At 67.1% G+C, this 25,713-nt stretch carries 27 protein-coding genes; 12 read left to right on the forward strand and 15 right to left on the reverse strand.

The window, feature by feature from the left end:
* The coding region (locus ACOJTB_RS11515) for an aminotransferase class IV (RefSeq protein WP_420102657.1) at positions 1-438 on the forward strand (438 nt) is incomplete at its 5' end.
* Between the two features lie 177 nt (positions 439-615).
* Here ACOJTB_RS11515 and ACOJTB_RS11520 read toward each other — a convergent pair.
* The 5 genes from ACOJTB_RS11520 to uvrC all read right to left on the reverse strand — a co-directional run bounded on the left by ACOJTB_RS11520 (position 616) and on the right by uvrC (position 5,427).
* Positions 616-1,692 (reverse strand): DUF1176 domain-containing protein, encoded by a 1,077-nt coding sequence (locus ACOJTB_RS11520; protein WP_420102658.1) that lies wholly within the window; start codon positions 1,690-1,692, stop codon positions 616-618.
* Entirely contained in the window at positions 1,667-2,131 is a 465-nt protein-coding gene (locus tag ACOJTB_RS11525; RefSeq protein ID WP_420102659.1) for a molybdenum cofactor biosynthesis protein MoaE, read from the reverse strand. Before ACOJTB_RS11525 ends, ACOJTB_RS11520 begins: the two co-directional genes overlap by 26 nt.
* Positions 2,132-2,246: 115 nt before the next feature.
* Positions 2,247-2,537 carry a molybdopterin converting factor subunit 1 gene (gene moaD, locus ACOJTB_RS11530; RefSeq protein ID WP_420102660.1) on the reverse strand — a complete coding sequence of 97 codons (291 nt, stop codon included), beginning with the start codon at positions 2,535-2,537 and terminating at the stop codon, positions 2,247-2,249.
* Between the two features lie 19 nt (positions 2,538-2,556).
* The gene (pgsA, locus tag ACOJTB_RS11535) at positions 2,557-3,168 is read right to left on the reverse strand and encodes a CDP-diacylglycerol--glycerol-3-phosphate 3-phosphatidyltransferase (RefSeq protein ID WP_420102661.1); all 612 of its coding nucleotides are present in this window, start codon (positions 3,166-3,168) and stop codon (positions 2,557-2,559) included.
* Between the two features lie 66 nt (positions 3,169-3,234).
* The gene (uvrC, locus tag ACOJTB_RS11540) at positions 3,235-5,427 is read right to left on the reverse strand and encodes an excinuclease ABC subunit UvrC (protein WP_420102662.1); all 2,193 of its coding nucleotides are present in this window, start codon (positions 5,425-5,427) and stop codon (positions 3,235-3,237) included.
* Positions 5,428-5,815: 388 nt separating this feature from the next.
* Here uvrC and ACOJTB_RS11545 point away from each other — a divergent pair, with 388 nt between their 5' ends.
* From ACOJTB_RS11545 to ACOJTB_RS11585, 9 genes are all read left to right on the forward strand, one after another.
* Complete coding sequence (locus tag ACOJTB_RS11545; protein ID WP_420102663.1) at positions 5,816-6,025, forward strand: cold-shock protein; 210 nt, start codon at positions 5,816-5,818, stop codon at positions 6,023-6,025.
* Positions 6,026-6,188: 163 nt separating this feature from the next.
* Positions 6,189-6,530, forward strand: coding sequence for a 30S ribosomal protein S21 (gene rpsU / locus ACOJTB_RS11550; RefSeq protein WP_420102664.1), 342 nt, complete (start codon positions 6,189-6,191; stop codon positions 6,528-6,530).
* 130 nt (positions 6,531-6,660) lie between these two features.
* Positions 6,661-6,930, forward strand: coding sequence for a hypothetical protein (locus ACOJTB_RS11555; protein ID WP_420102665.1), 270 nt, complete (start codon positions 6,661-6,663; stop codon positions 6,928-6,930).
* Positions 6,931-7,072: 142 nt separating this feature from the next.
* Entirely contained in the window at positions 7,073-7,663 is a 591-nt protein-coding gene (locus ACOJTB_RS11560) for a chloramphenicol phosphotransferase CPT family protein (RefSeq protein ID WP_420102666.1), read from the forward strand.
* 130 nt (positions 7,664-7,793) lie between these two features.
* Positions 7,794-8,813: an NADP-dependent oxidoreductase gene (locus ACOJTB_RS11565; protein WP_420102667.1), complete on the forward strand. Its 1,020-nt coding sequence runs from the start codon at positions 7,794-7,796 to the stop codon at positions 8,811-8,813.
* Positions 8,814-8,986: 173 nt separating this feature from the next.
* A complete protein-coding gene (gene lgt / locus ACOJTB_RS11570) occupies positions 8,987-9,829 on the forward strand; it encodes a prolipoprotein diacylglyceryl transferase (protein ID WP_420102668.1) in 843 nt (280 codons plus the stop codon).
* Complete coding sequence (locus ACOJTB_RS11575) at positions 9,826-10,914, forward strand: class I SAM-dependent methyltransferase (RefSeq protein WP_420102669.1); 1,089 nt, start codon at positions 9,826-9,828, stop codon at positions 10,912-10,914. Before lgt ends, ACOJTB_RS11575 begins: the two co-directional genes overlap by 4 nt.
* Positions 10,915-10,951: 37 nt before the next feature.
* Complete coding sequence (gene pgeF, locus ACOJTB_RS11580) at positions 10,952-11,716, forward strand: peptidoglycan editing factor PgeF (RefSeq protein WP_420102670.1); 765 nt, start codon at positions 10,952-10,954, stop codon at positions 11,714-11,716.
* Between the two features lie 11 nt (positions 11,717-11,727).
* A complete protein-coding gene (locus tag ACOJTB_RS11585) occupies positions 11,728-12,357 on the forward strand; it encodes a 2-hydroxychromene-2-carboxylate isomerase (protein ID WP_420102671.1) in 630 nt (209 codons plus the stop codon).
* A 99-nt stretch (positions 12,358-12,456) separates the two neighbouring features.
* Here the strand turns inward: ACOJTB_RS11585 and ACOJTB_RS11590 are convergent, their stop codons facing one another.
* On the reverse strand, positions 12,457-13,263 hold the full coding sequence (locus ACOJTB_RS11590) for a glycosyltransferase family 2 protein (RefSeq protein ID WP_420102672.1): 807 nt from the start codon (positions 13,261-13,263) through the stop codon (positions 12,457-12,459).
* 360 nt (positions 13,264-13,623) lie between these two features.
* Here ACOJTB_RS11590 and ACOJTB_RS11595 point away from each other — a divergent pair, with 360 nt between their 5' ends.
* Positions 13,624-14,283 (forward strand): outer membrane protein, encoded by a 660-nt coding sequence (locus ACOJTB_RS11595; RefSeq protein ID WP_420102673.1) that lies wholly within the window; start codon positions 13,624-13,626, stop codon positions 14,281-14,283.
* A 193-nt stretch (positions 14,284-14,476) separates the two neighbouring features.
* On the opposite strand, the gene ACOJTB_RS11600 is transcribed toward ACOJTB_RS11595, so the two are convergent.
* The 9 genes from ACOJTB_RS11600 to ACOJTB_RS11640 all read right to left on the reverse strand — a co-directional run bounded on the left by ACOJTB_RS11600 (position 14,477) and on the right by ACOJTB_RS11640 (position 21,827).
* Complete coding sequence (locus ACOJTB_RS11600) at positions 14,477-15,082, reverse strand: glutathione S-transferase (RefSeq protein WP_420102695.1); 606 nt, start codon at positions 15,080-15,082, stop codon at positions 14,477-14,479.
* Between the two features lie 34 nt (positions 15,083-15,116).
* Positions 15,117-15,968: a 23S rRNA (adenine(2030)-N(6))-methyltransferase RlmJ gene (locus ACOJTB_RS11605; protein ID WP_420102674.1), complete on the reverse strand. Its 852-nt coding sequence runs from the start codon at positions 15,966-15,968 to the stop codon at positions 15,117-15,119.
* 45 nt (positions 15,969-16,013) lie between these two features.
* Positions 16,014-16,679: a ribonuclease T2 family protein gene (locus ACOJTB_RS11610; RefSeq protein ID WP_420102675.1), complete on the reverse strand. Its 666-nt coding sequence runs from the start codon at positions 16,677-16,679 to the stop codon at positions 16,014-16,016.
* Between the two features lie 19 nt (positions 16,680-16,698).
* Complete coding sequence (locus ACOJTB_RS11615; protein WP_420102676.1) at positions 16,699-17,157, reverse strand: hypothetical protein; 459 nt, start codon at positions 17,155-17,157, stop codon at positions 16,699-16,701.
* A 63-nt stretch (positions 17,158-17,220) separates the two neighbouring features.
* Positions 17,221-18,093, reverse strand: coding sequence for a DMT family transporter (locus ACOJTB_RS11620; RefSeq protein WP_420102677.1), 873 nt, complete (start codon positions 18,091-18,093; stop codon positions 17,221-17,223).
* Between the two features lie 246 nt (positions 18,094-18,339).
* Positions 18,340-18,870 (reverse strand): winged helix DNA-binding protein, encoded by a 531-nt coding sequence (locus ACOJTB_RS11625; RefSeq protein WP_420102678.1) that lies wholly within the window; start codon positions 18,868-18,870, stop codon positions 18,340-18,342.
* Positions 18,871-18,951: 81 nt separating this feature from the next.
* Positions 18,952-19,941, reverse strand: coding sequence for a TRAP transporter substrate-binding protein (locus ACOJTB_RS11630; protein ID WP_420102679.1), 990 nt, complete (start codon positions 19,939-19,941; stop codon positions 18,952-18,954).
* A gap of 27 nt (positions 19,942-19,968) precedes the next feature.
* Positions 19,969-21,276, reverse strand: coding sequence for a TRAP transporter large permease (locus tag ACOJTB_RS11635; RefSeq protein ID WP_420102680.1), 1,308 nt, complete (start codon positions 21,274-21,276; stop codon positions 19,969-19,971).
* Positions 21,277-21,278: 2 nt separating this feature from the next.
* Positions 21,279-21,827 carry a TRAP transporter small permease gene (locus ACOJTB_RS11640; protein WP_420102681.1) on the reverse strand — a complete coding sequence of 183 codons (549 nt, stop codon included), beginning with the start codon at positions 21,825-21,827 and terminating at the stop codon, positions 21,279-21,281.
* Between the two features lie 209 nt (positions 21,828-22,036).
* On the opposite strand from ACOJTB_RS11640, the gene ACOJTB_RS11645 reads away from it, so the two are divergent.
* On the forward strand, positions 22,037-25,642 hold the full coding sequence (locus ACOJTB_RS11645; RefSeq protein WP_420102682.1) for a hydantoinase B/oxoprolinase family protein: 3,606 nt from the start codon (positions 22,037-22,039) through the stop codon (positions 25,640-25,642).
* The last annotated feature ends 71 nt before the right edge of the window (positions 25,643-25,713 follow it).

Consider the following 25,713-nt stretch of genomic DNA (forward strand, 5'->3'; position numbering starts at 1 on the left):
CCGGCCTGCGCGCCGGTCCATGCGAAGGCGGCGGGGCTCTACATGATCTGCTCGCTCTCCAAGCACAAGGCGGAGCGCGGCGGCTATGCCGACGCGATGATGCTGGACTGGGAAGGCAATGTCGCCGAATGCACCGGCGCCAACATCTTCTTCATCAAGGACGGCGTGATCCACACCCCGCTGGCCGACCGCTTCCTCAACGGCATCACCCGCCAGTCGGTGATCGATCTGTGCCGCTCGCGCGGCTTCGAGGTGGTGGAGCGGCGCATCCGACCGGAGGAGCTGGACGGCTTCAGCGAATGCTTCATCACCGGCTCGGCCGCCGAGGTGACGCTGGTCTCCGAGATCGGCCCCTATTCCTTCATCACCGGCAATATGGGCAAGGTGATCATGGAGGATTACTCGGAGGCGGTGCGCCCGCAGTCGAAGGCGGGGTGAGGCGCTCGCGGCGCTGTTAACTCGTCGTCGCCCACGATCATGGTCGTTCCGGGGCTTCGCGCAGCGAAGAACCCGGAACCCAAGGCTTGGCGGGCCTTCGACCGCCTCAAAATCAATGTCTCACCCCGCCTTGGGTTCCGGGTTCGCGCCTGCGAGGCACCCGGAACGGCAACCGCTTCACTGCCTGCGGCTGCGATAAAGGGTGAACCAGTCTTCGGACGGGATGCCGCGGCATTCGCCCATCATCGACAGCTCCATCCGAACGAAGCCCGCGCCTGTCCAGGCATAATCGCCCGACACGCCGCAATCGCCGATGCCGCGCCCCTTGGCAAAGAAGGAGAGGTGGCCGGTGCGCGGGTCGAAGCTGGCATTCGTCAGTTCGTTGCCGTCGTCGCCATCGCTATCAGGCAGGCGGATGGGCTTTGCCTTGGCCGGTTCGTTCTCCGGCATGACGAAGAAGGACGAGCCGACATTGTAGGCTCCGCGCGAGCAGGCCAGCGCCACCAGCATGCGCTTGCCGCCGAGCGCCCAGGCCTCGTCGGCCTCGGCGGCATCGTCCTCGCAGGCATCGGGCTTGCGCTTCTTCAACTCGGCCCGCAGCTTCGCGGCCTGCGCCTTGCCCAGCTTCATGTCGAGCATCGGCGGCACCGGGGTCGCGGCGACCAGCGGCAGGTCCGGGGTAGCCGGCGCGCTGCCGGTCGTGCCCTTGCGGATGAGCGCGGAGGGCGTGCCCAGCCGGCCCTGCTGCTCGTCGATCCAGAGCAGCGAGGCGACGGAGCCGGCCAGAGAGACGGTTGCCGTCACCTCCGGCGCGGTCACGCTCAGCTTCGTCGCCTTGCGCGCGGCCTCGATCAGCGCGGCGGTGTCCTGCGCCGAAAAGGTCAGGGTGGCGGCATCGTCATCGGCGGTGACGGGCAGCGTCCTGCCACCGGCCGGGAAGGGCGCTCCGTCGAGCTTCAGCTGCACTGCCTTCGGAGCCGTCTTGCCGTCGCGCTGCAGTCGCAGGATGAGGCGAGGGGCCGCATCCGGCCCGGCCGGGCGCTCGAGGCGCAGATAGGCGATCGAATCCGCGGCTTCCGGCGGCAGAGACAGGGCAGTGCAGCCCTTGACGTTGTCACAGGCCGCCATCCAGTCGCGGAAGGTCTTCGGCTCCGAAAGCTTGGCTTCCCCGGCGGCGAGTGCTGCGCCCGCGCAGCCGATCGCTGCGAGCAGGAGGGCGATGCGAAGCTCAGATCGTCCAGCGCTGCGCCGCATCGTCGTCCTCGCTTTTCGCCTCGACCCAGCCGCCCAGCGTGCCGTCGGCGCGGTGCTCGCGCTTCCAGAAGGGGGCGCGGGTCTTCAGATAATCCATCATGAAATCGGCGGCCTCGAAGGCGGCGCGCCGATGGGCGCTCGCCGCGATCACAAGCACGATCTGCTCACCCGGCCGGATCAGCCCGTAGCGATGGATGGCGGTCAGACCCAGCAGCGGCCAGCGTCCGGCGGCCTCATCGGCGACGCGGACGATCTCGGCCTCGGCCATGCCGGGATAATGCTCGAGCTCGAGCGCCGCAAGCGTGCCGGCCTCGTCGCGGCAAAGCCCGGTGAAGGAGACGACGGCGCCGATATCGGCCCGGCCGGGCGAAAGAGCGGCGATCTCGGCGGCGAGGTCAAAATCCTCGCGCTGGATGCGGATGGTGGGGGTCATCGGCATCGGACGTCATTGCGAGGAGGCGGAGCCGACGAAGCAATCCAGGGGGGCGTCGAGCGCTGCCGCTCTTGGATTGCTTCACTTCGCTCGCAATGACGGAGATGATCCGCGTCCACCTTCATCCCCCCGTCATTGGCGGGAAGAAGGCGATCTCGGTGGCCGTGCCCAGCGGCGTCCCGGGCTTGGCATGCGTCCGGTCGAGCGCGGCGCGCACGACGGTCTCGTCGGCGAAGGCGGTTTCGTAGCCCTCGCCCCGGGTCTTCAGCCAGCGCGCGAGGTCGGCGACGGTGATGAGATCGGCAGGGATGGCGAGCGTTTCCTCGGGGAGGCCGATGCGCTCGCGCACCCAAGCGAAATAGACCAGCCTGACGGTGCGGGTGTCCGCTGGGGCCAATGCGGCGTCGCTCATGGCAAAACCCTCGCCCCGCTCACGGCTGGCGCTCGTCTTCCTCGACGAGATAGCGGATGCCGGCGTTGAAATAGTCCCAGCCGGTATAGATCGTCAGCCCCGCCGCCGCCCAGAGCAGCCAGATGCCGATCTGGGTGTTGGCCGGCAGCACCTTGTCGCCAGCCGGGCCGGCGACGAGGAAGCCGAGCGCGCAGAGCTGCGCCGTCGTCTTCCATTTCGCGACCTTGCTGACCGGGACGGACACCTTGAGGTCCGCCAGGAACTCGCGCAGCCCCGAGACGAGGATCTCGCGGCACAGGATCACGATCGCGGCCCAGAGGGTCCAGCCATGGATCTGACCGGTATAGACCAGCATCAGCAGCAGCGCGGCGACCAGGAGCTTGTCGGCGATCGGGTCGAGCATGCGGCCGATGGCCGATTGCTGGCTCCAGGCGCGGGCGATGTAACCGTCGAGATAATCGGTGATGGCGGCGAGGGTGTAGATCGCCAGCGCGATCCAGCGCATCCAGTCGTCAGTCGGCCAGAACAGAATCGCCACGAGGGCCGGGATCGCGAGGATCCGCCCGTAGGTGAGCAGGTTCGGCAGAGACCAGGGTCCGCGCCGCCTGATGGCGTCTGGAAGAATCGTCACGTCGGGCACCAAAGCAGTCGGTCGATGACAGCGTCAACACGGAAGACCGGGAATGTGTCGGAATGATCAAGCATCGTGAAAAAAGTCATGCACCGCCTTGGCCGTGGCGGCATTGACGCCGGGCGTGCGTATCAAGTCGTCGAGCTTGGCGCGCTGGATCGCCTTTACCGTGCCGAAATGCAGCAGCAGTGCCCGCTTGCGCGAGGGGCCAATGCCGGGGATCTCGTCGAGCGGGTTCGTCATGGTGTCGCGCTTGCGCTTGGCGCGATGCGTGCCGATGGCGAAGCGATGCGCCTCGTCGCGCAGGCGCTGAATGAAGTAGAGCGCCGGATCGCGCGGCTGCAGCTTGAACGGCTCCTTGCCTTCCATATGGAAGGTCTCCCGCATGGCGTTGCGGTCCTCGCCCTTGGCGATGGCGACGAGCGGGATATCGCCCGCGCCGAGCTCGCGCATGATCCTGAGCGCCGCCGAGAACTGGCCCTTGCCGCCATCGACGATGACGAGGTCGGGCCGGGAGGGAAAGCCGTCCACGTCCTTGCGGGGCTTGGTCACCTTGCGCGTTTTCCCGGAGGAGCCCTCATCTTGAGAGGCTGACTGGGCACCGTGCGAGCCCTCATCCTGAGGAGCCGCTTCAGCGGCGTCTCGAAGGATGGTCGAGGAGGCTGCCGAACCATCTGGAGCATCCTTCGAGACGGCCCTGCGGGCCTCCTCAGGATGAGGGCTGGAGGGTTGGGGCAGGCTCTCGGCATCGGGGCTCGGGGACCATCCCTCCTCCTTCGCCAGACGCGCGAAACGGCGCGTGAGCACCTCGCGCATCATGCCGAAATCGTCGCCGGCGATGGTGTCGGTGGAGATGTTGAAGGTGCGGTAATGGCTCTTCATGAAGCCCTCCGGCCCCGCCACGACCATGCCGCCGACCGCATTCGTGCCCATGATATGGGAGTTGTCGTAGATTTCGACGCGGCGGGGCGGCGTCTCCATCCCGAAGGCGGCGCCCAGCGCCGCCAGCAGCGATTGCTGGCCGGCATTTTCGGCGAGCTTGCGGGAGAGCGCCTCGCGGGCGTTCTTGACGGCATGGGCCATCAGATCGGCCCGCTCGCCGCGCTTCGGGTTGGCGACCTCGACCTTGCGCCCAGCGCGGGCCGAGAGCGCCTGGCCGATCAGCTCGATCTCCTCGACCGGATGCGAGAGCAGCACCAGCCGCGGCGGCGGCTTGTCGTCGTAGAATTGCGCGACCACCGAGGCGAGCACTTCGGCGGGCGTCAGCGAGCGGTCGGCGCGGGGAAAGAGGGCGCGGTTGCCCCAATTCTGGTGGTTGCGGAAGAAGAAGATCTCGACGCAGAAATGCCCGCCCTGCTCGTCGATGGCGAAGACGTCCGCCTCCTCGACGCCCTGGGTGTTGATGTCCTGCCCGGCCTGCACGGCCGAGAGCGCGGCGAGACGGTCGCGGTAGCGGGCGGCCTTCTCGAATTCCAGCTCCTGCGACGCCTCCTGCATACGGGCCGAGAGCAATTGCTTCACCGCCGAGGAGCGGCCCGAAAGAAAGTCGCGCGCCTGGCCCGCGAGGGCCTGATAGTCGGCGATCTCGACCTCGCGGGTGCAGGGGCCAGCGCAGCGCTTGATCTGGAAGAGCAGGCAGGGCCGCGTCCTGTTCTCGTAGAAGGAATCCGAGCAGGTGCGGATCAGGAACGCCTTTTGCAGCGCGTCGATGGTGCGCTTCACCGCCCAGACCGAGGCGAAGGGGCCGAAATAATCGCCCTTGCGATGGCGTGAGCCGCGATGCTTGAACAGGGCCGGGGCTTCATGGTCGCCGCTCAGCAGGATGTAGGGGAAGGATTTGTCGTCCCGCAGGAGCACGTTGTAGCGCGGCCGCAGCTGCTTGATCAGGTTCGATTCCAGCAGCAGCGCCTCTGTCTCGGTGCCGGTGGTGACGAACTCCATATTGGCCGTCTCGGCGATCATCCGCGCGACGGCATTGGTATGCGCCATGCCGCGGGCATAGGCGCCGACGCGGTTCTTCAGGCTCTTGGCCTTGCCGACATAGAGCACCTCGCCGGCGCGATCGAACATGCGGTAGACGCCCGGCTTGTTCGGCAGGTGCTTGGCGAATTGCTGGATAACCTCGATGCCGGCCTTCAGGGCGCCCGGTGCGGCCTCCGTCAGATCGACGGCCGGCTCCGATGCGGGGAGGGTATCCTCCTCGTCCTCGAAATCCTCCTGGGGCAGATCGTCCTGTCGGTCGCGATTCATGGCGCTCATGTAGGATGCCGCGGCGCCTTCGTCATGTCAGGAGATCGCGAGTCGATCAGGCGAGATCGGCCTGCTGCCGACGGCGCGTGACGCGCTGCAACAAAATCCGTCGCCCGCTCGCAGTGTCCGAAAGTCGCTATAGCGTTGCAGCCAAGAAAATCAGCCGCGAAAACGAGCGGAAAAGCGCTGCATAAACAAGGCTGAATGGTCGCGCTGCGCGGAAGGATTTGACAAACTGCGATCGAGCCCCTAAATATCAGTCTCGATATCGGGCCTGATGACTTGGCCGTTCGCGCTTCATTGCGCCGCACGCTGACGATTTTCTTCCTTTGATCGAATTCACGCGGTCGCATCCTTCGGGATGGGGCCAAGGCAAATCATATGGAAGGAGAGTCCGATGGCTTCGGGTTCGGTGAAGTGGTTCAACGCCACTAAGGGTTTCGGTTTCATTCAGCCTGACGATGGCGGGCAGGACGTGTTCGTCCACATCAGCGCCGTCGAGCGGGCCGGGATGCGCGATCTGCGCGAAGGCCAGAAGATTTCCTACGAGATCGTGCAGGACAAGCGGTCCGGCAAGAACTCCGCGGATAATCTGCGCGCCGAGTGATCATCGTGCGTCCGATGGGCGCGCCGATCTGACAATCGAATGGGGCATCGGATTTGCCGGAAGGTGAAGTCCACTTTTCGGATCGATGCCCGAGCCGCTCGACGCAGAGCGCCGGAGATGTGAGGCGACCACGGATGTACTGGCGCCACGACGCGGATGCTCTGTGACAGCGGTGATCGAAGGGTCGGGATCAGAAGCCCGGCCCTTTTGCTTTTTGGAGAAATGGATAGCCATGCAAGTTCTGGTGCGGGACAACAATGTCGAGCAGGCGTTGCGCGTGCTGAAGAAGAAGCTGCAGCGCGAGGGCGTGTTCCGTGAGATGAAGCAGCGGCGCGCCTATGAAAAGCCGTCCGAGCGCCGCGCGCGCGAAAAGGACGAGGCCGTGCGCCGCGTGAAGAAGGCCGCGCGCAAGCAGGCCCAGCGCGACGGGCTGCTGCCGGCCCCCAAGCGCAAGCCTCCCGTCGCGCGTCCGCGTCCGGGCGTCGTGCCCCCGCCGGCGGCCTGAGCCGCCGCGCGCCTTCCGGGGCGCGGTTGCGACGCTCCGGATCGTGCCGGAGCATCGCCGTCTGTGAAGGGGAGTCCAGTTTCGGTTCGATGCTCTGGATGCCGCCTTTTTCGCCACAAGGAGTTTCGCCATGTCGATCCGCAACATGAAGCTGGACGAGATCAAGGCGCGGGCGCAGGCCGCGTTCGAGACGGCCGAACAGCGCAAGCGCGACGCGCTGCTCTCCTGGCAGGCGCTCGACGAGGAATCCAACCAGACCCGGCTCAAGACCGAGAAGCTGCGTGCCTTGCGTCTGGCCCGCGAGGCCGAGGATGCAGCGGCGAAGGCTGCCGCCCCGCCGAAGGCGGCGACCCGCAAGGCTTCCGGCGCGGCTGCCAAGCGGGCCAAGGCGTCGTCCTGACGAGCGGGCGGAGTTTTCCGGCTTCGCGCGCGGGAGACCCTTTGCTAGGAAGACGCGGCAGCTCCTGCCGTTCAAGGCCGGTGCCTCTTGGCGCCGGCTTTTGCGCGTTCGGTGACGCCTTACTGACCTCCGCGGCCTGCCGATGACACAGATCGATTCGTCCCCGCCGGCGGCCGGCCCAGGCCGCATCATTCTCCTCAACGGCGCCTCCAGCAGCGGCAAGTCCACGCTCGCGCGGGCCTTGCAAGCGCGGATGCCGACGCCGTTCTGGCATATTTCCATCGACCATCTGCGCGATTCCGGCGTGCTGCCCATGGCGCGCATCCGCTCCCGCGAATTCGACTGGCGGGCGATGCGCGAGCCCTTCTTCATCGGCTTCGAGCGGTCCCTTTTGGCCTATGTCGAGGCGGGGAACGATCTTATCGTCGAGTACATCATGGAGAGCGACGCCTGGCTGAAGCGGCTCGCGGCGACGCTGGCGGGGCAGGACGTCTTCTTCGTGGGCGTGCATTGTCCGCTGGAGGTGCTGGAGCAGCGCGAGATCGCGCGCGGCGACCGGCCGATCGGCGATGCGCGGCGGGATTTCCACCGCATCCACAGCTATTGCCGCTATGATCTCGATGTCGACGGCCTCGCCGACGCTACGGCCAATGCCGACGGCGTCATCGCCGCCTGGATGCGCCGGGAGCGGCCGCAGGCCTTCGACTGGATCGGCGAGAACCCGGCCGGCTGAAAGCCGTGCTTCGCTCCTCGCAAGGGCGGCTCCCTGGCGATCGCAAAGATCGTCGATCCCTGGCGGCTGGGAAGCTGCGCCCCATATCGGGGCCTCAGACCCCGACCGCCTCGCCGAGGATCGCAAGCCCATGACCGAGACAGAAAACACCCGCATCGTCCTCGCATCGCGTCCGGAAGGGCGCCCGACGCCAGCGAATTTCCGGCTCGAGCGTGCTCCCATGCCCAGCCTCGGCGATGGGCAGGTGCTGCTGAAGACGCTCTATCTCTCGCTCGACCCCTATATGCGCGGGCGGATGAGCGCGGCGAAATCCTATGCCGCGCCCGTCGAGATCGGCCAGGTGATGGAAGGCGGGACGGTCGCCGAGGTGGTCGAGAGCCGCGACGCGGCCTTCAAGCCCGGCGATATCGTGCTCTCCTATTCCGGCTGGCAGAGCCACGCCGCGGTGTCGGCGAAAGGGCTGCGCAAGCTCGATCCGCAGGCCGCGCCCGTGACCACCGCGCTCGGCGTGCTCGGCATGCCGGGCTTCACCGCCTATGCGGGGCTGCTCACCATCGGCCAGCCCAAGCCGGGCGAGACCTTGGTTGTCGCCGCTGCCAGCGGCCCGGTGGGCTCCGCCGTCGGCCAGATCGCCCGATTGAAGGGCGCGCGGGCTGTCGGCATCGCCGGCGGGCCGGAGAAATGCGCCTTCGTTCGCGAGACCTTCGGCTTCGATGAGGTCATCGACCATCGCGATCCGCAGATGGCGGACAAGCTCGCCGCTGCCTGCCCGGGCGGGATCGACGTCTATTTCGAGAATGTCGGCGGCCATGTCTGGGATGCGGTGTTCCCGCTGTTCAACAGCTTCGCGCGCATTCCCGTCTGCGGCCTCGTGGCGCAATACAACGCGACCGGCGCTTTCCCGGGGCCGGACAGGCTGCCGCTGCTGATGCGGGATATTCTGTCGAAGAGTCTCACCATCCGCGGCTTCATCCAGCGCGAATTCGTGCCGACGCAGGGCAAGGCCTTCCAGGAGGAGATGACGCGCTGGGTCGCCGAGGGCGCCATCCGCTACAAGGAAGACATCGTCGAGGGTCTTGAAAATGCGCCCGAGGCGCTGATCGGCCTGCTGGAAGGCAAGAATTTCGGCAAGCTGATCGTGAAGGTCTGACGCACAGCCGGCTCGAGCCCTCGTCCTCAGAAGCCGAAGGGACGTCTCGAAAGATGAGGGCTTCGCGAGCCACGCGCGACCCAGCCGCGGGATGGCGGGGTGGGCCAGCCTTTTCCCTTGACCATTGCGCGGGCGCGCGGCCATCTCCCCGCGCCCGCCGCCGGACCTGCGCCATGCCCGTTTTCGCCATCCCCTTTCCGATGATCGACCCGGTCGCGGTGCAGATCGGGCCGCTCGCGATCAAATGGTATGGGCTGGCCTATGTCGTCGGGCTGCTCGGCGGCTGGTGGTATGCGCGCCGGCTGGTCGCGACGGAGCGGCTCTGGGGCGGGCTGTCGCGGCCCAAGCCCGAAGAACTCGACGACATGCTGCTCTTCGTCGCCTTCGGCGTCGTACTCGGCGGGCGCACCGGCTTCGTGCTGTTCTACGATCTGCCGCGCTATCTGGAGCGACCGCAGGATATCCTGGCGATCTGGCAGGGCGGCATGTCCTTCCATGGCGGGCTGATCGGCGCCACGCTCGGGCTGTGGCTGTTCGCAAGGCGGCGCGGCTATGCAGCGCTGTCGGTGTTCGATCTCGCTGCGGCCGTGGTGCCGATCGGCCTGTTCCTGGGCCGCATCGCCAATTTCATCAACAGCGAGCTCTGGGGCCGGCCGGCCCCCGATTTTCCCTGGGCGATGGTCTTTCCCAATGGCGGGGCGGTGCCGCGCTATCCCAGCCAGCTTTTCGAGGCGTTTTCGGAAGGCATCCTGCTCTTCGCGCTGGTCAATCTGCTGGTCTGGAGCGGCTGCTTGCGCCGGCCGGGGCTCGTCGCCGGCGTCTTCGGCATCGGCTATGCGATCGCGCGGATCGTCTGCGAGTTCTTCCGTGAGCCGGACCCGCAGCTCGGCTTTCTGTTCGGCACCTCGGTGAACGCGCTGTCGGGCGGCATCACCATGGGCATGCTGCTGTCGTTGCCGGTGCTGATCGCCGGGATCTGGCTGGTGCTGCGCGCGCGCCGCGAGGCGGTGGCTTGAGCGCGCTGAAGGCTGAGCTCGCCCGGCTCATTGCCGAAGAGGGGCCGCTGCCGGTCTCCCGCTTCATGGCGCTGGCGCTCGGCCATCCGCGCCACGGCTATTACATGACCCGCGATCCGTTCGGCCGGCAGGGCGATTTCACCACTGCGCCCGAGATCAGCCAGATGTTCGGCGAACTGATCGGGCTCTGGGCCGCGCATCTGTGGCAGGCGATGGGCGCGCCGGCCGCTTTCCGCCTGATCGAACTCGGGCCCGGACGCGGCACGCTGATGGCCGACATTCTGCGAGCGACTCGCCGGCTCCCCGGTTTTCGCGAGGCTGCGAGCGTCCATCTGGTCGAAACCAGTCCGGCCTTGCGGGCGCGGCAGGCGGCGGCGCTGCCCGAGGCGGCCCCGGTCTGGCATGACACGGTCGGCGCGGCGCTGGACGGCCCGGCGATCGTCATCGCCAATGAGTTCCTCGACGCGCTGCCGCTCGACCAGTTCGTGATGACGCAGCAGGGCTGGCGCGAGCGGCTCGTCGGGCTCGGAGCGGAGGGCGAGCTGGTGTTCGGCCTTTCACCCGCACAGGAGACGATCGGCGCCGTCGCGTCCATCGGCAGCGTGCTGGAGCAACCGGCCATCGCGGCCGAAATCGTCTCTCAGATCGCCGCCCATCTCTCCCGCGCCGGCGGAGCCGCGTTGTTCATCGATTACGGCTCGTCGCGCTCCGGTTTCGGCGACACGCTGCAGGCGATGAAGCGCCACGCCTTCGTCGATCCGCTGGCGCAGCCCGGCGAGGCGGATCTGACCGTGCATGTCGATTTCGAGCGGATGGGGCAGACGGCCCTGAACGCCGGTGCCGCCCTGAACGGGCCGTCGACGCAGCGCGATTTCCTGATGGCGCTGGGCCTCGCGGAGCGCGCCGCGCGGCTTTCGCAGAGCGCCGCATCCGCGCAGGCGCAGGCCGTCGCGCAGGCCTTCGAGCGGCTGACCGCGCCCGGCCAGACCGGCATGGGCGAGCTGTTCAAGGTCATCGCGCTCGCCCATCCCGATCTGCCGCCTTTGCCCGGATTTGACCTTCATCGGCTGCCAGACCAGCGCTGACGCCCAAGACTTCGCCTGCTCTGAACGGGACGACGCCATGTTCATCACCTCCCCGGACCTCGCCGCCGAAAGCGGCATCCGCCACGCCTTCTTCACCCGCGAGGGCGGGGTGTCGGACGGCATCTATGCCTCGCTCAATGGCGGGCTGGGCTCCAGCGACGACAAGGCCGCCATCGCCGAAAACCGGGCGCGGATGGCGCGGCACCTCGCGGTGGAGCCGAGCCATCTGGTGAGCCTGTGGCAGGTGCATTCGCCCGATGTCGCCGTGGTGACGGGTCCTTGGCAAGGCGAGCGGCCCAAGGCCGATGCGATGGTGACGGTCTCGCGCGATGTCGCGCTCGGCATCTCAACCGCCGATTGCGGGCCGATTCTCTTCGCCGATGCCGAGGCGCGCGTGATCGGCGCGGCCCATTCCGGCTGGAAGGGCGCTTTCAGCGGCGTGGTCGGCGCGACCGTCACGGAGATGGAAAAGCTCGGCGCGCGGCGCGAGCGCATCCTGGCCGTGCTGGGGCCGACGATCAGCGCGAAGGCCTATGAGGTCGGCCCGGAATTCGTCGAGCGCTTCCGCGCGGAGAACGCGACCTATGCGCGCTTCTTCACCGCCTCGGAGCGGGCGGCGCATATGATGTTCGACCTGCCGGCGTTCATCGCGCTGAAGGCGCAGGAGGCGGGAATCGGGCGCTTCGTCGATCTCGCGCTCTGCACCTATGGCGACGAGGCCCGCTTCTTCAGCTATCGGCGCACCACGCATCGCGACGAGCCGGATTACGGCCGGCTGATTTCCGCGATCGCACTCGGCTGAGGGAGTCCCGCATGGCACGGCAGATCCGCTATTTCTTCTCGCTGCATTCGCCCTGGACCTATCTCGGCAACAGCTATTTTCATGAGATCGCGCACCGCCATGGCTGCGTCATCGACTACCGGCCGCTGCCGCTGCGCTCGCTCTTCGACGAGACCGGAGGCCTGCCGCTGCCCAGGCGCCATCCCGTGCGGCAGCGCTACCGCCTGATGGATCTGCAGCGCTGGCGCGAGCGGCGCGGCCTCAAGCTGGTCTTGCAGCCGCGCTTCTTCCCCTTCGACCCGTCCCTCGCGGACCGGATGACCATCGCCCTGCTGCTGGAAGGGTGCGACCCGTCCGCCTTCATCGGCGACGTGATGGCGGGCGTCTGGGCGCGCGAGGAGGATATGCGCGAGCCGGCCGCCCTCTCGGCCGCGGCGCAGCGGGCCGGCTTTTCCGGGGAGGCTCTGCTCGAGCAGGCGCAGAACCCCCAGGTCCTCGCGCGCTATGAGGCGACTCTCGCCGAGGCGATCGAGGCGGGTGTGTTCGGCGCGCCGAGCTATGTCCTCGACGGGGAGGTGTTCTGGGGGCAGGACCGGCTCGAACTGCTCGATTCGGCGCTGGCGAGCGGCCGGGCGCCCTTCAGGCCGGACGGCGCGGTCTGACGCTGGTCCCGGGAACCATTTCGCAGCAGGCGTCTCAGCCCGGCAAGGCAGGCAACTGCCGGCTCGGGGATGAGGACTCCCACTATCCCCGATCGACACTCAGTGCTTTTGTGAATCGCCGTTCTCGGAACGGCGCCGCAGGCGCCGCTCCCAGTGCTTGGCGGCGCGCAAATAGCGATAGAACGCATAGTTCATCGCGGTCATGAAGCCGTAGACGCCGCGCAGGGCATGGCGGCGGCCGATATAGGCCTTGATGAAATTGGCCGGAAACTCGGCGATGAGCCGCGGGAGCGAGACCGTGACGCCGCGCTTGTCGAGATCGTCGGCCTGGGCATCGCTATACGCGTTGAGCTTGTCCATCTGCTCGCCGAGGGAGCGCACCGAGAAATGGTGGACCGTGCCCCTGAGCTTGCCGACGCGCGCATCGGGCGCCAGATCCACCCGGTCATGCACGGGCGAGGGGGAGTAGCGGCCCTTGGATTTGCGGTAGAGCCGCACCGGCGCCAATGCATAGGCGAAGCGATGGGGCGCCCGCTCGCCGGGAAAGATCTCGGCAATGCGCATGGCATAGGCGTCGAGAGCAGGCTCGCCCGCCGCGAAGAGCGCCGCGATCTCGGTCGCGAGATCCGGCGGCACCACCTCGTCTGCATCCAGGTTGAGCAGCCAGTTATGGCGGCAGGCTTCTTCTGCGAAACGCTTCTGCTGGCCATAGCCGGGCCAGGCATTGAAGATGACGCGCGCGCCGCATTTTTCGGCTACGGCTTGCGTGCCGTCGGTCGAGCCCGAGTCGATCACCACGATGTCGTCGCTGAGCCCGCGCACCGCCTCGATCGTACGCCCGATACGGTCGGCCTCGTTGAGCGCGATGATGAAGATGGAGAGCGGCGGCACGACCAGGTGATCCATTTGATTTCACTGCTTAAACACGCGCGCCGTGCAGCGGCAAGGCGCGTCCGGCGACAATTTTTCAGATCCAGCAGGAACCTTTTCGGAACGAGGGGGTTATTGCGCCGATCGGGTGCGATTGCGTCATCACGCAATCGTCTTCGATTAGTATTCGGTTTACCATCTTCCATCCGTTCCGCTTGGTTAACCCATTTTTACCTGTTTGCGTCCAGTTATCGCATTCGTGCCGCATTTCTGCCGCGGTTCGCGGTGGCGATGTGCTTCCGGTGCAACAGACAAAGCCGGCATCTGGCCCTATACAGATGTCATCGAAATCACCCGCCGGGTCCTCCGGCAAATGCGACGACTAAGGAGTTTGTCATGAAGAAGTTTCTGCTCGCGAGCGTTGCCGTTCTCGGCCTCGTCGCCGCCGGCGCCGCCTCGGCCGCCGATCTGCCGTCGCGCAAGGGCCCGGTTGCCGCTCCGATCTACGTTCCCCCGGCCTTCACCTGGACCGGCTTCTACATCGGTGGCAACGCCGGCTACGGCTGGGGCAACGTGAACACCAATGGCGGCTTCCAGGTCACCAACACCGGCGACCTGAACGGCTTCGTCGGCGGCGGCCAGGTTGGCTACAACTACCAGATGGGCCAGTTCGTGATCGGCGCCGAAGCCGACATCCAGGGCGCTGACCTCTCGACCGGCGGCAACCTCGGCCTCGTTCGCGTCAAGACCGACTATTTCGGCACCGTCCGTGCCCGCGTCGGCGTCGCCTTCGACCGGTTCATGCCCTACGTCACCGGTGGTTGGGCCTATGGCAACGTGAAGACCACCCTGCCGGGCACGATCGTCTCCTCGGACAACAGCCACACCGGCGGTTGGACCCTCGGCGGCGGTCTCGAGTACGCTGTCACCAACAACCTGATCGCCGGCGTCGAGTACCTCTACGTCGACCTGGGCGAGAAGCGCATCCTGAACACCGGCGCCAAGGTCGGCACCGACTTCTCGGTGGTCCGCGCCCGCCTGTCCTACAAGTTCTGATCACCATCCTTCGGGATGTCGGAACGACCCGGTGGCCTCTGGCCACCGGGTTTTTTTGTTGTCGCGATGCCGCTCTGGATCTGAGGAGCAGCGGCTCGCCCCGGCCAAGCCGAAGAGTGACACGAAAAAGGGCGGTGCCGACCGGCACCGCCCTTTCGCTTTACAAGCGCGAGGTCGAAAGCCCGCTCGCCGCTCAGCCCTTGAAGCGGGTCGCCTCGAAGGCCGGCACGCGGGCGGCGAAATCATCGAGCCAGGCGACGAGGGCAGGATGGCTGGAGCGCCATTCCCCGGCGAATCGCAGGTCGAGATAGCCGAGCGCGCAGGCGAGCGCGACTTCGCCGATGCGGGGCCGATCCGGGAAGCTGGGCGGCGCGGCTTCGAGCGCGGCGAGACCGCGCGTCACCTTGCCGTCCTGATGCGCGACCCAGTCGGCATTGCGCTGGGTTTCGGGGCGGAAGCGGCCCTCATAGACCTTGAGCAGCGCGGCATCGGCGATGCCGTCGGCGAGCGCCTGCAGGCGCAACTGGCCGAAGCGCGATTCGCCGGCCGGGATCAGTCGATTGCCGCCGGCGAGATGGTCGAGATAGTCGACGATGACGCGCGAATCGAACAGCGTCGTGCCGTCCTCAAGCACCAGCGTGGGAATCTTGCCGAGAGGGTTCTGCTGGCGCAGCGCCTCGTTGGGGTCGGTCGTGTCGGCGGCGACGATCTCGATCCTGTCCATCAGCCCGAGTTCGAGGGCTGCCAGCTTGACCTTGCGGCCGAAGGGCGAGGCGGGGGAGGAGCGCAGCACGAGCATCGTCGTCATCCGTCGAAACGAGGGGCAGGCGCGATCAGCCATCGGGCCGGATCGCCTCGCATAGATAGCGCGGGCGCTGGCCCTGCGCGAGCCGTTCGGTCAGCGCTGGTAGCAGGGTCTGTGCCTCCTCGGCCAGGCGCCAGGGCGGGTTCGCAATCAGCAGGCCGGTGGCGCTGAGGCCGCCTGCGGCGGCCGGACGGTCGACATCGATCTCCAGCCGCAGCAGCCGGGCGATTCCCGCCTCCTGCACCTCGTCGATCAGGGTCGAGACGGCGCGTGAGTCCTTGATCGGATACCAGAGCATGTAGATGCCTGTCGGCCATTTGCGATGGGCTGCGATGAATTGCTGCGCCAGCGTCTCGAACTCGTCCTTTTCCTCGAAAGGGGGGTCGATCAGCACGAGCCCGCGCCGTTCCTTGGGCGGCACATTGGCGCGCAGCGCCGTCCAGCCGTCGATGGCGAGGGCCTTGCCGCGCCCGTCGCGCGCCAGCGCCTCGGCGAGTTTCGCGTGGGTCTGCGGATGGAGTTCTGCCGCGATCAGACGGTCGAAGGGCCGCAGCGCATGGCGGCAGAACCAGGGCGAGCCGGGATAGGCCGCGGCGCCATGCTCGGCACGAATCGCGGCAATCGTGTCGCGATCGGGGGCGAGCAGCGCCTCGACCTCGGGCGCGAGTGGCGAGCGGTCCAGGCGGGCGATGCCGTCCTTCCACTCATGCGTGCGCAGAGCGTCGTCGGCGCCGAGATCGTAGCGGCCGGCGCCGGCATGGGTGTCGATCACCCGATAGGGAGTCGGCTTGCCGTTCAGATGCTGCAGGATGCGCGCGAGAATCGCGTGTTTGAGCACATCGGCAAAATTGCCGGCATGAAAGCTGTGGCGGTAATTCATGGCCCGCTTATCGGCCGCGGCCGCGCGGGAGGCAACAGCGGCAGTCTATTGCGGCGCCGGCACGGTGATGTCGCGGCTGCGGCAGCCGGAGCGATCGACCTGCGGGCAGGAACGGAAGTCGCGCAGATCCCTCGTCAGGCAGATACGGACCTCCTGCAGCACGCCGCGCTTGCAGGCGACCGACATCATGTCCGGCCGAAGGCCGGGATTGGCGGCGGCGAAGGCGCGTTCGAGGTCGATCGCGGTCCAGCTCTGCTCGCGCTGCGGCTTGGCTAGCGCCGGCGGCACCGCGACCTTGTCGCGGGCGCGGCGGGCATCGCGGAAATAATCGGTCGGGCTCGATCCGGAGCAGGTGCCGTGCTTGCGCCACTCGTAGCGGGCCAGCCCCTCGGTGGGGAACACGCCCTTGGTCTCTTCGAGCGCGATGCGTGAGGGCACGCGCCCGGCCGGGCCGCATTCGCTGGGGAAGCCGCGCTCATATTGCGGCCACAGCCCATGGACGACGAAGCCGAGGCCGGCGCCCTCTCCGCATTGCTCGCGGTTGCGCGGTTGGCCACCATCGAGCGTGCAGAAGCCCGGCGACCAGGACAGGGCCAGCACGTAGAAGTCGAAATCGCCGGGGGTGCCGCTGCGCGAGCCGAAGCCTTGCGCGGCGGCCGCGCCGTTCAGCGCCAGAACGCCGAGCGCGGCGAGGGCGAGTCGACGGGGCAACGCGCGCATCGGTTGGGCCTCAGGGGCGCGCCATCTTGCAGTCGGGCGCGTAGCTGCGCTCGCGGTCGAGCCCGGCCACGCACCAGTTCACGTTCCAGCCGCGAGCGAACAGACCGAGATTCTCGCGCACCGAATAATCCACGCGATGGAACAGTCCGTTGTTCAGCAGCACACGGGCGGTGCAGAAGCGGCGCGGAATCGTGTCGTCGCCCCAGGGCCGATAGCCGAGCTGGCCGATCCGGTCATAGGACAGGGTTTCGAGCGGGCCCCAGAACTTGGCCTCGCGCGAGCCGAATGAGCTGGTGATGCTGCCCAGCACGGCCGGATCGTCGCAGCCCGGCAGATCGCCATACATCGCGATGATCCGCTCCTCCGCCCGGTCGGCGGGGTGGACCAGGCGCCGGCCTGCGGCATCTGCGGAGAAGCCGGTCAGGCAGGCGAGCGAAATCAGAGCGGAGGCGAACCAGGCGCGTGACATGAGAATCGGCCTCATCGGGGCAATCGGATGTGGGAGGGACGATGGCGATGCCGCCCGGACAAATCAAGGCGCGCGGGCGCCACGGCGCTCCAGAATGAGCAGAGCGAGGCCCGCGGCCACGATCAGCCCGGCGCCCAGCAGCATCGCCGGCGTCGGCCAGTCGCCGAAGATGAGCCAGCCGAAGACCAGCGCCCAGACGATCAGCGTATACTGATAGGGCACCACCACCGAGGCCTCGGCGAGCTTCAGCGAGCGCGTGACGCACAGATGCGCCACCATCGCCACCACTCCGAGCAGGGAGAGCAGGCCGAGATCGCGCAGGCTGGGCTGGACCCAGCCGGTCGGCAGCAGAGCGAGGCCGATCAGCGCCGCTCCGGCCGTCTGCCAGGCGACCAGCGTCACGTCCGGCGTGCCACGCAGCTGCCGCCCGGCGATCATCATCGCGGAAAAGCACAGACTGCCGAGCACGGCCATTCCCGCCGGGGCCGAGAGGCTGGCGGCGGAAGGGCCGAGCGCCACCGCGACCCCGACGAAGCCGACCGCCACAGCACACCAACGCGCGGCACCAACTTTTTCGCGCAGTAGAATCGCCGCCAGCACCACCACGAAGACCGGAGCGGCCAGCCAGATCGTCATGGTGTCGGCGAGCGGCAGATGCGCGACCGCCGCATAGAACAGCGCGACATCACCGGTGCCGAAAGCGACGCGCAGGGTCTGCAGCACCGGGCGCTCGGGCCGCAGCGTGCGAGAGAGCCCCTGCTTGATGACGAAGGGCGCCAGAACGACGAGCCCCGCGAGGCTGCGGATCAGCAGCACCTGGCCGACCGTATAGGTCGAGACGAGCCATTTCCCCATCACGTCGTTGACGGAAAACAGCAGGATCCCGAGCAGCATCATCGCGATGCCGAGGAGGGTGTTGTTGCGCGAGGCGGTCATGAGATCCGGCCGGAAGGGGCGCTCTCTGTGGCCGAGGCGGGTGGCCCTGGCAACCCTGCGGCGCAGCATGCACGCTGCGCGCGTGCGAGGCCGGCTTGCCACGCAATTAATGCGCCCACCCACGCGCCGTCATCCCGGGCCTGACGCGGGATCCATGCCGGGACGCCGGTCGGCCAGCTTCCGGCATGGATCCCGGATCTCCGCTTCGCTGCGTCCGGGATGACGGGGACGGCCAATTGCGGCTGATTACAAACTCGCCGCTGCCCTCGCCGCCTGATCATATTGCCCCGACAGCGAGCGCATCGCGGCGGCGATGTCGGAGAGGCGGGCGGCGTCCGCGCCGGAGGCGAGTACGGATTTGACGAGGATCTGCTCGCGCACCTGGGCGTAGCGACGGCAGGCTTCCTCGCCCGCCGGGGTGATGGCGACCGTCTTTTCCTTGCCCTTGCGGCCGGATTTCATCAGGCCGAGCTTTTCGAGCTTCTTCAGAGAATAGTTCACCAGATGCGTGTCCTCGATGTTGAGGACGAGGCAGATATCGGCGAGCCGCTTCGGCTTGCCGCGATGATTGACGTTGTGCAGCACGATGACGTCGAGCGGGGAGAGATCGGGCAGGCCAGCCGCCGCCATGCCGCGCACGATCCAGCGGTGGAAGGCGTGGACCGTCATGCTCAGCGCGAATTCGAACTCCGACAGCGAAGGCATCGCGCCCGCGGCGAGATGGCCGGACGAGACGATCGGGCCGAGTTCGTCGGGAAAGGGTTGATCTGGAAGCATCTGTTCGATCAGGGGGCGCAGGGAACCCTCTCCCTCCGGGAGAGGGTTCCCTGCGCGAAACGCCGGAAGGGTCTGGCTTCCTCACATCTTCTTATAGGCGTCGACGATGGCCTGGCCGTCGGCGCCGGCCTTCTTCAGCCAGTCGGCGGTCAAGGTCTCGCCCGCCTTCTTGAAGCCGGCGGAGAGTTCGGCGGAGGGCGGCTGCACCTTCATGCCCTTGGCCTTGAGCTGCTGGAGATACCAGCCGGCCTTCTCCTGCCACATCTTCCAGCCGCGCTCCTCGGCCACGGCGGCGGCCTTGAGGATCGCGTCCTGCGTCGGCTTGTCGAGGGCGGCGAAGGCCGCCTTGTTGACGAGCGTGGCGTCCTTCGGAATCCAGGCCTGAACGTCGTAGAAATGGTCCAGCGACTCCCAGACCTTGGAATCATAGCCGGTGCCGCCGGACGACATGAAGGAGTTGACCACGCCCGTCGCCAGCGCCTGCGGCAGCTCCGCCGCCTGGATCGTCACCGACTGCATGCCCAGCAGTTCGCCGAGGCGGGCGGTGCCGACATTGTAGGAGCGCCACTTCAGCCCCTTCATGTCCTCGATCGTGTTGAGGTCCTTCTTGGCGTAGACGCCCTGCGGCGCCCAGGGGACCATGAACAGGAGCTTCAATCCCTGCGCGTCGAGCTTCTTCTCGATGGCGGGCTTGGAGGCGGTGTAGAGCTTCTTCGCCTGCTCGAAGGAGGTGGCGAGGAAGGGCACGACGTCGATGCCGAAGACCGGGTCCTCGTTCTCGTGCAGCGACATCAGGATCTCGCCCATCTGCGCCTGCCCCGAGGCGACGGCGCGCTTGATCTCCGGCGCCTTGAACAGCACGGCGTTGGCATGGACCGTGATCTGGAGCTTGCCGCCGGTCGCAGCCTCGACGTCCTTGGCGAAGAGCGCCAGATTCTCCGTGTGCGGGTTGTCGGACGGATAGGCGTTCGGAAGGTTCCATTTGGTCTGGGCGGCGGCCGGCGCGGCCAAGGCCAGCGCGCTGACGCCCAGCGCGAAGGCGGCAGCGGTCAGGGTCCTGCGGTTCAACATGTCATTCCCTCTTTCGGTTATCGTTGGTCAGCGGTCAGGAAAGGCGAGCTTGGGCAGGTAGAGCACGATATCGGGGAAGGTCGTGATGATGATCACGGCCACGTTCAGCAGAATGAAGAACGGAAACGCCGCCTTCGCAATCGTCCAAGTGTCCTTGCCGCTCATGTTCTGCAGCACGAACAGGTTGAAGCCGACCGGCGGGGTGATTTGCGCCATTTCGACATGGATGACGAGATAGACGCCGAACCAGACCAGATCGAAGCCCGCCTCCTTGACCATCGGCAGCACGATCACCGCCGTGAGCACGATCATCGAGATGCCGTCGATCAGGCAGCCGAGGATGATGTACATGCAGGTCAGTGCCAGCACGAGCATATGCGGCGACAGCGTCTGGCCCTTGACCCATTCCGCCAGCGCCGCCGGGATGCCAGTATAGGCCATCGCCGCCGTGCAGAAGGCCGCGCCGGCCAGGATCAGCATGATCATGCAGGTCAGGCGCGTCGCGCTCATCACGCTTTCGAAGAAGGTCGCCCAGCTCAGCGTGCCGCTCCACCAGGCCAGGACCAGCGCGCCCATCACGCCCCAGGCGGCGCATTCGGTCGCGGTGGCGAAGCCGAGCACCAGCGAGAGGAAGACGGCCGCGATCAGCAGCAGGCACGGCGCCAGCTTCGCCGATTGGCGCACCTTCGCCATGAAGGGCATCGGCGGGTCGCGCGGCGGGACCTTCGAGGGGTTCAGCAGCGACCAGAGGATGACGTAGCCCATATAGAGCGCCATCACGAGCAGGCCGGGCAGGAAGCCGCCGAGGAAGACCTGAAGCACCGAGACATTGGCGGTCACGGCATAGACCACCATCGGGATGGACGGCGGAATCAGCAGCCCGAGCGTGCCCGAGCCGGCGAGCGTGCCGATGCTGATGCCCTCGTCATAGCCGCGCTTCTTCAGCTCCGGCAGCGCGATCTTGCCGATGGTGGCGCAGGTCGCGGCAGAGGAGCCGGAGACGGCCGCGAAGATGCCGCAGCCGACGATATTGGTGTGGACGAGGCGGCCGGGCAGCCATTGCAGCCAGGGCGCCAGGCCTTGGAACATCTGCGCCGAGAGGCGGGTGCGGAACAGGATCTCGCCCATCCAGATGAAGAGCGGCAGCGCGGCCAGCGTCCAGGAGGCCGAGGCGCTCCAGACGGTGGTCGCGAGCACCTGGCCGATCGGGATGTCGGTGACGAGCACCATGGCGAGCAGGCCGACCAGGCCGAGCCCGACCGCGATCCAGACGCCGCTGGCGAGGATGACGACGAGGAAGCCGAGCAGGATGATCGACAGAACGGGAAGGCTCATGGTCAGACGCCTCCGCCCTGGGCGACACGCTCGATCAACTCTTCGGTCGTCTGCGGCGGCTCGGGCTCATAGGTCGGCTTGCCGCCGCGCGCCACGATGACCCATTCCTCCAGGACGGCGAGCAGCAGGATCGCCAGGCCCGCCACCATGCCGAGCTGAGGGATCCAGAGCGGGACGGAGACGACGCCGGTCGACATGTCGAAGAAGCGCCAGGAATCATAGGCGAGACGGCCCGCCTGCCAGGTGAAATAGCCGATGAAGGCGGCCGCGATCGTCAGCGAGACGAGTTCGGCCGCGCGCCGGGCGGGGCCATGCAACCGCTCCAGCAGCAGGCCGACCCGGATCATCTCGCCCTTCTTGAAGGTGTGGGCGAGGCCGAGAAATGCCATCGCCACCAGCGACCAGGCCGCGAAATCGTCGCCGGACGGGACGTTGAGATTGATCTCCCGCCCGATCGACAGGAGCATCATCAGCGCGAAGATCGCCACGAGGAAGAGACCGGCGAGATAACCGGCTGCGAGATAAAGCAGGTCCAGCCCTCTCCTCAGCATCGGCGGGTCTCCTCGGCGGGCTGGCACGGTGCCGTCATCTTGGCTCTCCTTCGCGGTCGTTGCCGCATCGCGACCGCTGGCCCCTCCGCCATCTTCCGGTCACAATCGGGATCGTAGCCGCCGAAACAAGCTTGTCAACAGAACATCGACGATTTATCGATGAAACGTCAGCGGGGTCTTTTCCCGCTGATATCGACGGGGAGAGAGCCATGACGGCGGCACGCTGGGATTTCTGGATCGACCGCGGCGGGACCTTTACCGACGTGATCGGGCGCGATGCCTCTGGCAAGCTCCATGCCAGAAAGCTGCTCTCCGAGAACCCCGGCGCCTATCGCGATGCTGCGGTTCAGGGCATCCGCGACCATCTCGGGCTGAAAGCCGGCGAGCCGATCCCGGCCGGAACGGTGGGCGAGGTCCGCATGGGCACCACCGTGGCGACCAACGCCCTGCTGGAGCGCAAGGGCGACCGCACCCTGCTGGTGACCACGAAAGGCTTCCGCGACGCGCTGCGCATCGGCTACCAGGCGCGGCCGGACATCTTCGCCAAGCAGATCATCAAGCCCGAGCAGCTTTACGAGGACGTGATCGAGGTCGCGGAGCGCGTGCTGGCCGATGGCACGGTCGAGACGGCGCTGGAGGAAACCGCGTTGCGTATGGCGCTGCAGGCGCAATATGAGGCGGGCTTCCGGGCGCTCGCGATCGTCTTCATGCATGGCTATCGCTTCACCGCGCATGAGCAGGCGGCGGCGCGGATCGCCCGCGAAATCGGCTTCCCGCAGGTCTCCGTCAGCCACGAGGTCTCGCCGCTGATCAAGCTGGTGGGCCGGGGCGATACGGCGGTCGTCGACGCCTATCTCTCGCCGATCCTCGGCCGCTATGTGAGCCAGGTCTCGGAAGAACTCGACATCGCCCGCACCGGTGCGCGGCTGATGTTCATGATGTCCTCGGGCGGGCTCACCGCCGCCGAGCTGTTCCAGGGCAAGGACGCGATCCTGTCGGGACCTGCCGGCGGCGTGGTCGGCCTCGCCGAGACGGGCCGTTCGGCCGGATTCGACAAGGTGATCGGCTTCGACATGGGCGGCACCTCGACCGATGTCGCGCATTTCGACGGCGAGTATGAGCGCGCCTTCGAGACGGAGGTCGCCGGGGTGCGCATGCGCGCGCCGATGATGCTGATCCACACGGTCGCGGCCGGTGGCGGCTCGATCCTGCATTATGACGGGGCGCGCTTCCGCGTCGGCCCGGATTCGGCCGGCGCCAATCCGGGCCCGGCCGCCTATCGCCGCGGCGGGCCGCTGGCGGTCACCGACGCCAATGTCATGGTCGGCAAGCTGATCCCGTCCTATTTCCCGGCGATTTTCGGGCCGGGGCAGGACGAGGCGCTCGATGTCGAGATCGTCCGCAACAAGTTCGCCGTCATGGCGGCCGAGGTCGGCGACGGTCGCTCGGCGGAAGAGGTCGCCGACGGCTTCATCCAGATCGCCGTCGCCAACATGGCCGAGGCGATCAAGAAGATCTCCGTGCAGCGCGGCTACGACATCACCCGCTATGCGCTGAATTCCTTCGGTGGCGCGGGCGGGCAGCATGCCTGCCTGGTGGCCGATGCGCTCGGCATCAAGACCGTGCTGCTACATCCCTTTTCGGGGCTGCTCTCGGCCTATGGCATGGGCCTGGCCGAAATCCGCGCGACGCGCACGGCGGCGCTGGACGTACCCGTCGATGCGCAGGCGCAGGGCCGCATCGCCGATCTCGCCGCGGGGCTGATCGCCGAGGCGCAGGCCGAGGTGGCGGGGCAGGGGGTGGCGGAGGGCGACATCGCGCTCGTGACCCGCGCCCATATCCGCTATGCCGGCACCGACACCGCAATCGCGGTCGCGGCCGGGCCCGAGGCGCAGATGCGTCAGGCCTTTCAGAGCGCGCATAAGGCGCGCTTCGGCTTCATGGACGAGAGCAAGGGGCTGGTGGTCGAGGCCGTCGAGGTCGAGGCGATCGGCGGCGGCGCGAAGTTCGAGGAGGCCAGCGCGGCCGAGCCTGGCGGCGAGGCGATGGTGGCGCAGCGCACGCGCTTTTTCTCCAAGGGCGATTGGCACGATGCCGCCGTCGTCAAGCGCGAGGGGCTCAAGCCCGGGCAGAGCGTCGCCGGCCCGGCGATCATCATCGAGCCGAACCAGACGGTCGTCGTCGAGCAGGGCTGGACGGCGAAACTGACCGCCAAGGATCATCTCGTTCTGGTGCGGACGGAAGCGCTGGTGCAGCAGGCGGCCATCGGCACCAAGGCCGACCCGGTCATGCTCGAGATCTTCAACAACCTGTTCATGTCGATCGCCGAGCAGATGGGCGTGACGCTTCAGAACACCGCCTATTCGGTGAACATCAAGGAGCGGCTGGACTTCTCCTGCGCCGTCTTTGACCAGACGGGCGCTCTCGTCGCCAATGCCCCGCATATGCCGGTGCATCTGGGCTCGATGGACCGCTCGGTCGAGACCGTGATCGCCAACAATCCGGTGATCAGGCCGGGCGACGTCTACTGCCTCAATGCGCCCTATAATGGCGGCACGCATCTGCCCGACATCACGGTCTGCACGCCGGTGTTCGACCGCCAAGACAGGGAGATCCTGTTCTGGGTCGCGAGCCGCGGCCACCATGCCGATGTCGGCGGCACCGCGCCGGGCTCGATGTCGCCGCTGGCGACGCGGATCGAGGAGGAAGGCGTCTATATCGACAATTTCAAGATCGTTGATCAGGGCCGCTTCCGCGAGGAGGAACTGATCGGGCTGCTCACCGGCGCGGCCTATCCGGTTCGCAACGTCGTTCAGAACGTCAACGATCTGAAGGCGCAGATCGCGGCCAACGAAAAGGGCGTGGCGGAACTGCGCAAGATCATAGGCTCCTTCGGGCTCGATGTGGTCCAAGCCTATATGGGCCATGTGCAGGACAATGCGGCCGAGAGTGTCGCGCGGCTGCTCACAAAGCTCCACGACGCCGAATTCACCTACCCCATGGATCAGGGCTGCGCGATCAAGGTCAAGATCACCATCGACCGCGACAAGCGCGAGGCGACCGTCGACTTCACCGGCACCTCCGAACAGCGGCCGGACAATTTCAACGCGCCCGCGCCGGTCACGCGCGCGGCGGTGCTCTATGTCTTCCGTGTGATGGTGGACGATTCGATCCCGATGAATGCCGGGTGCCTCAGGCCGATCCGGATCGTGGTGCCGGAGGGCTCGATGCTCTCGCCGCGCTATCCGGCGGCGGTGGTGGCCGGCAATGTCGAGGTCAGCCAGGCGGTGACCAACGCCTTGTTCGGCGCGCTGGGGGCGATGTCCGCCTCGCAGGGCACGATGAACAACCTCACCTTCGGCAACGACCGGTACCAGTATTACGAGACGATCTGCGCCGGCTCGCCCGCAGGGCCCGGCTTCGACGGCACCGCGGGCGTGCATGTCCACATGACGAATTCGCGGCTCACCGATCCCGAGATCCTGGAAACGCGCTTCCCGGTGGTGCTGGAGGATTTCCACATCCGGGCCGGGTCCGGCGGAAAGGGGCAGTGGAAGGGTGGGGACGGGACCAGCCGCACCATCCGCTTCCGCCAGCCGATGGACTGCGCCATCCTCGCCTCCCACCGCAAGGTGCGGCCCTTCGGCGCCGCGGGCGGGGAGCCGGGCGAACTCGGCCGGACGCTGGTCCGCAGGCTTTCCGGCGTCGTCGAAGAGCTGAAGCCCAGCGACCAGACGCTGCTCGAGGCGGGGGAGGCGGTCACCGTCATCACGCCGACGGCAGGCGGATATGGCCCGGCAGAAGCGCGAGTCTGAACGGCTTTCTACCGTTGACCCGGCTAACCTTCTGATTTCGTTGTCCTTGCCGTTAGGTCATTAACCGGATC

Source organism: Allobosea sp., from assembly GCF_048595345.1.
Classification (GTDB): domain Bacteria; phylum Pseudomonadota; class Alphaproteobacteria; order Rhizobiales; family Beijerinckiaceae; genus Allobosea.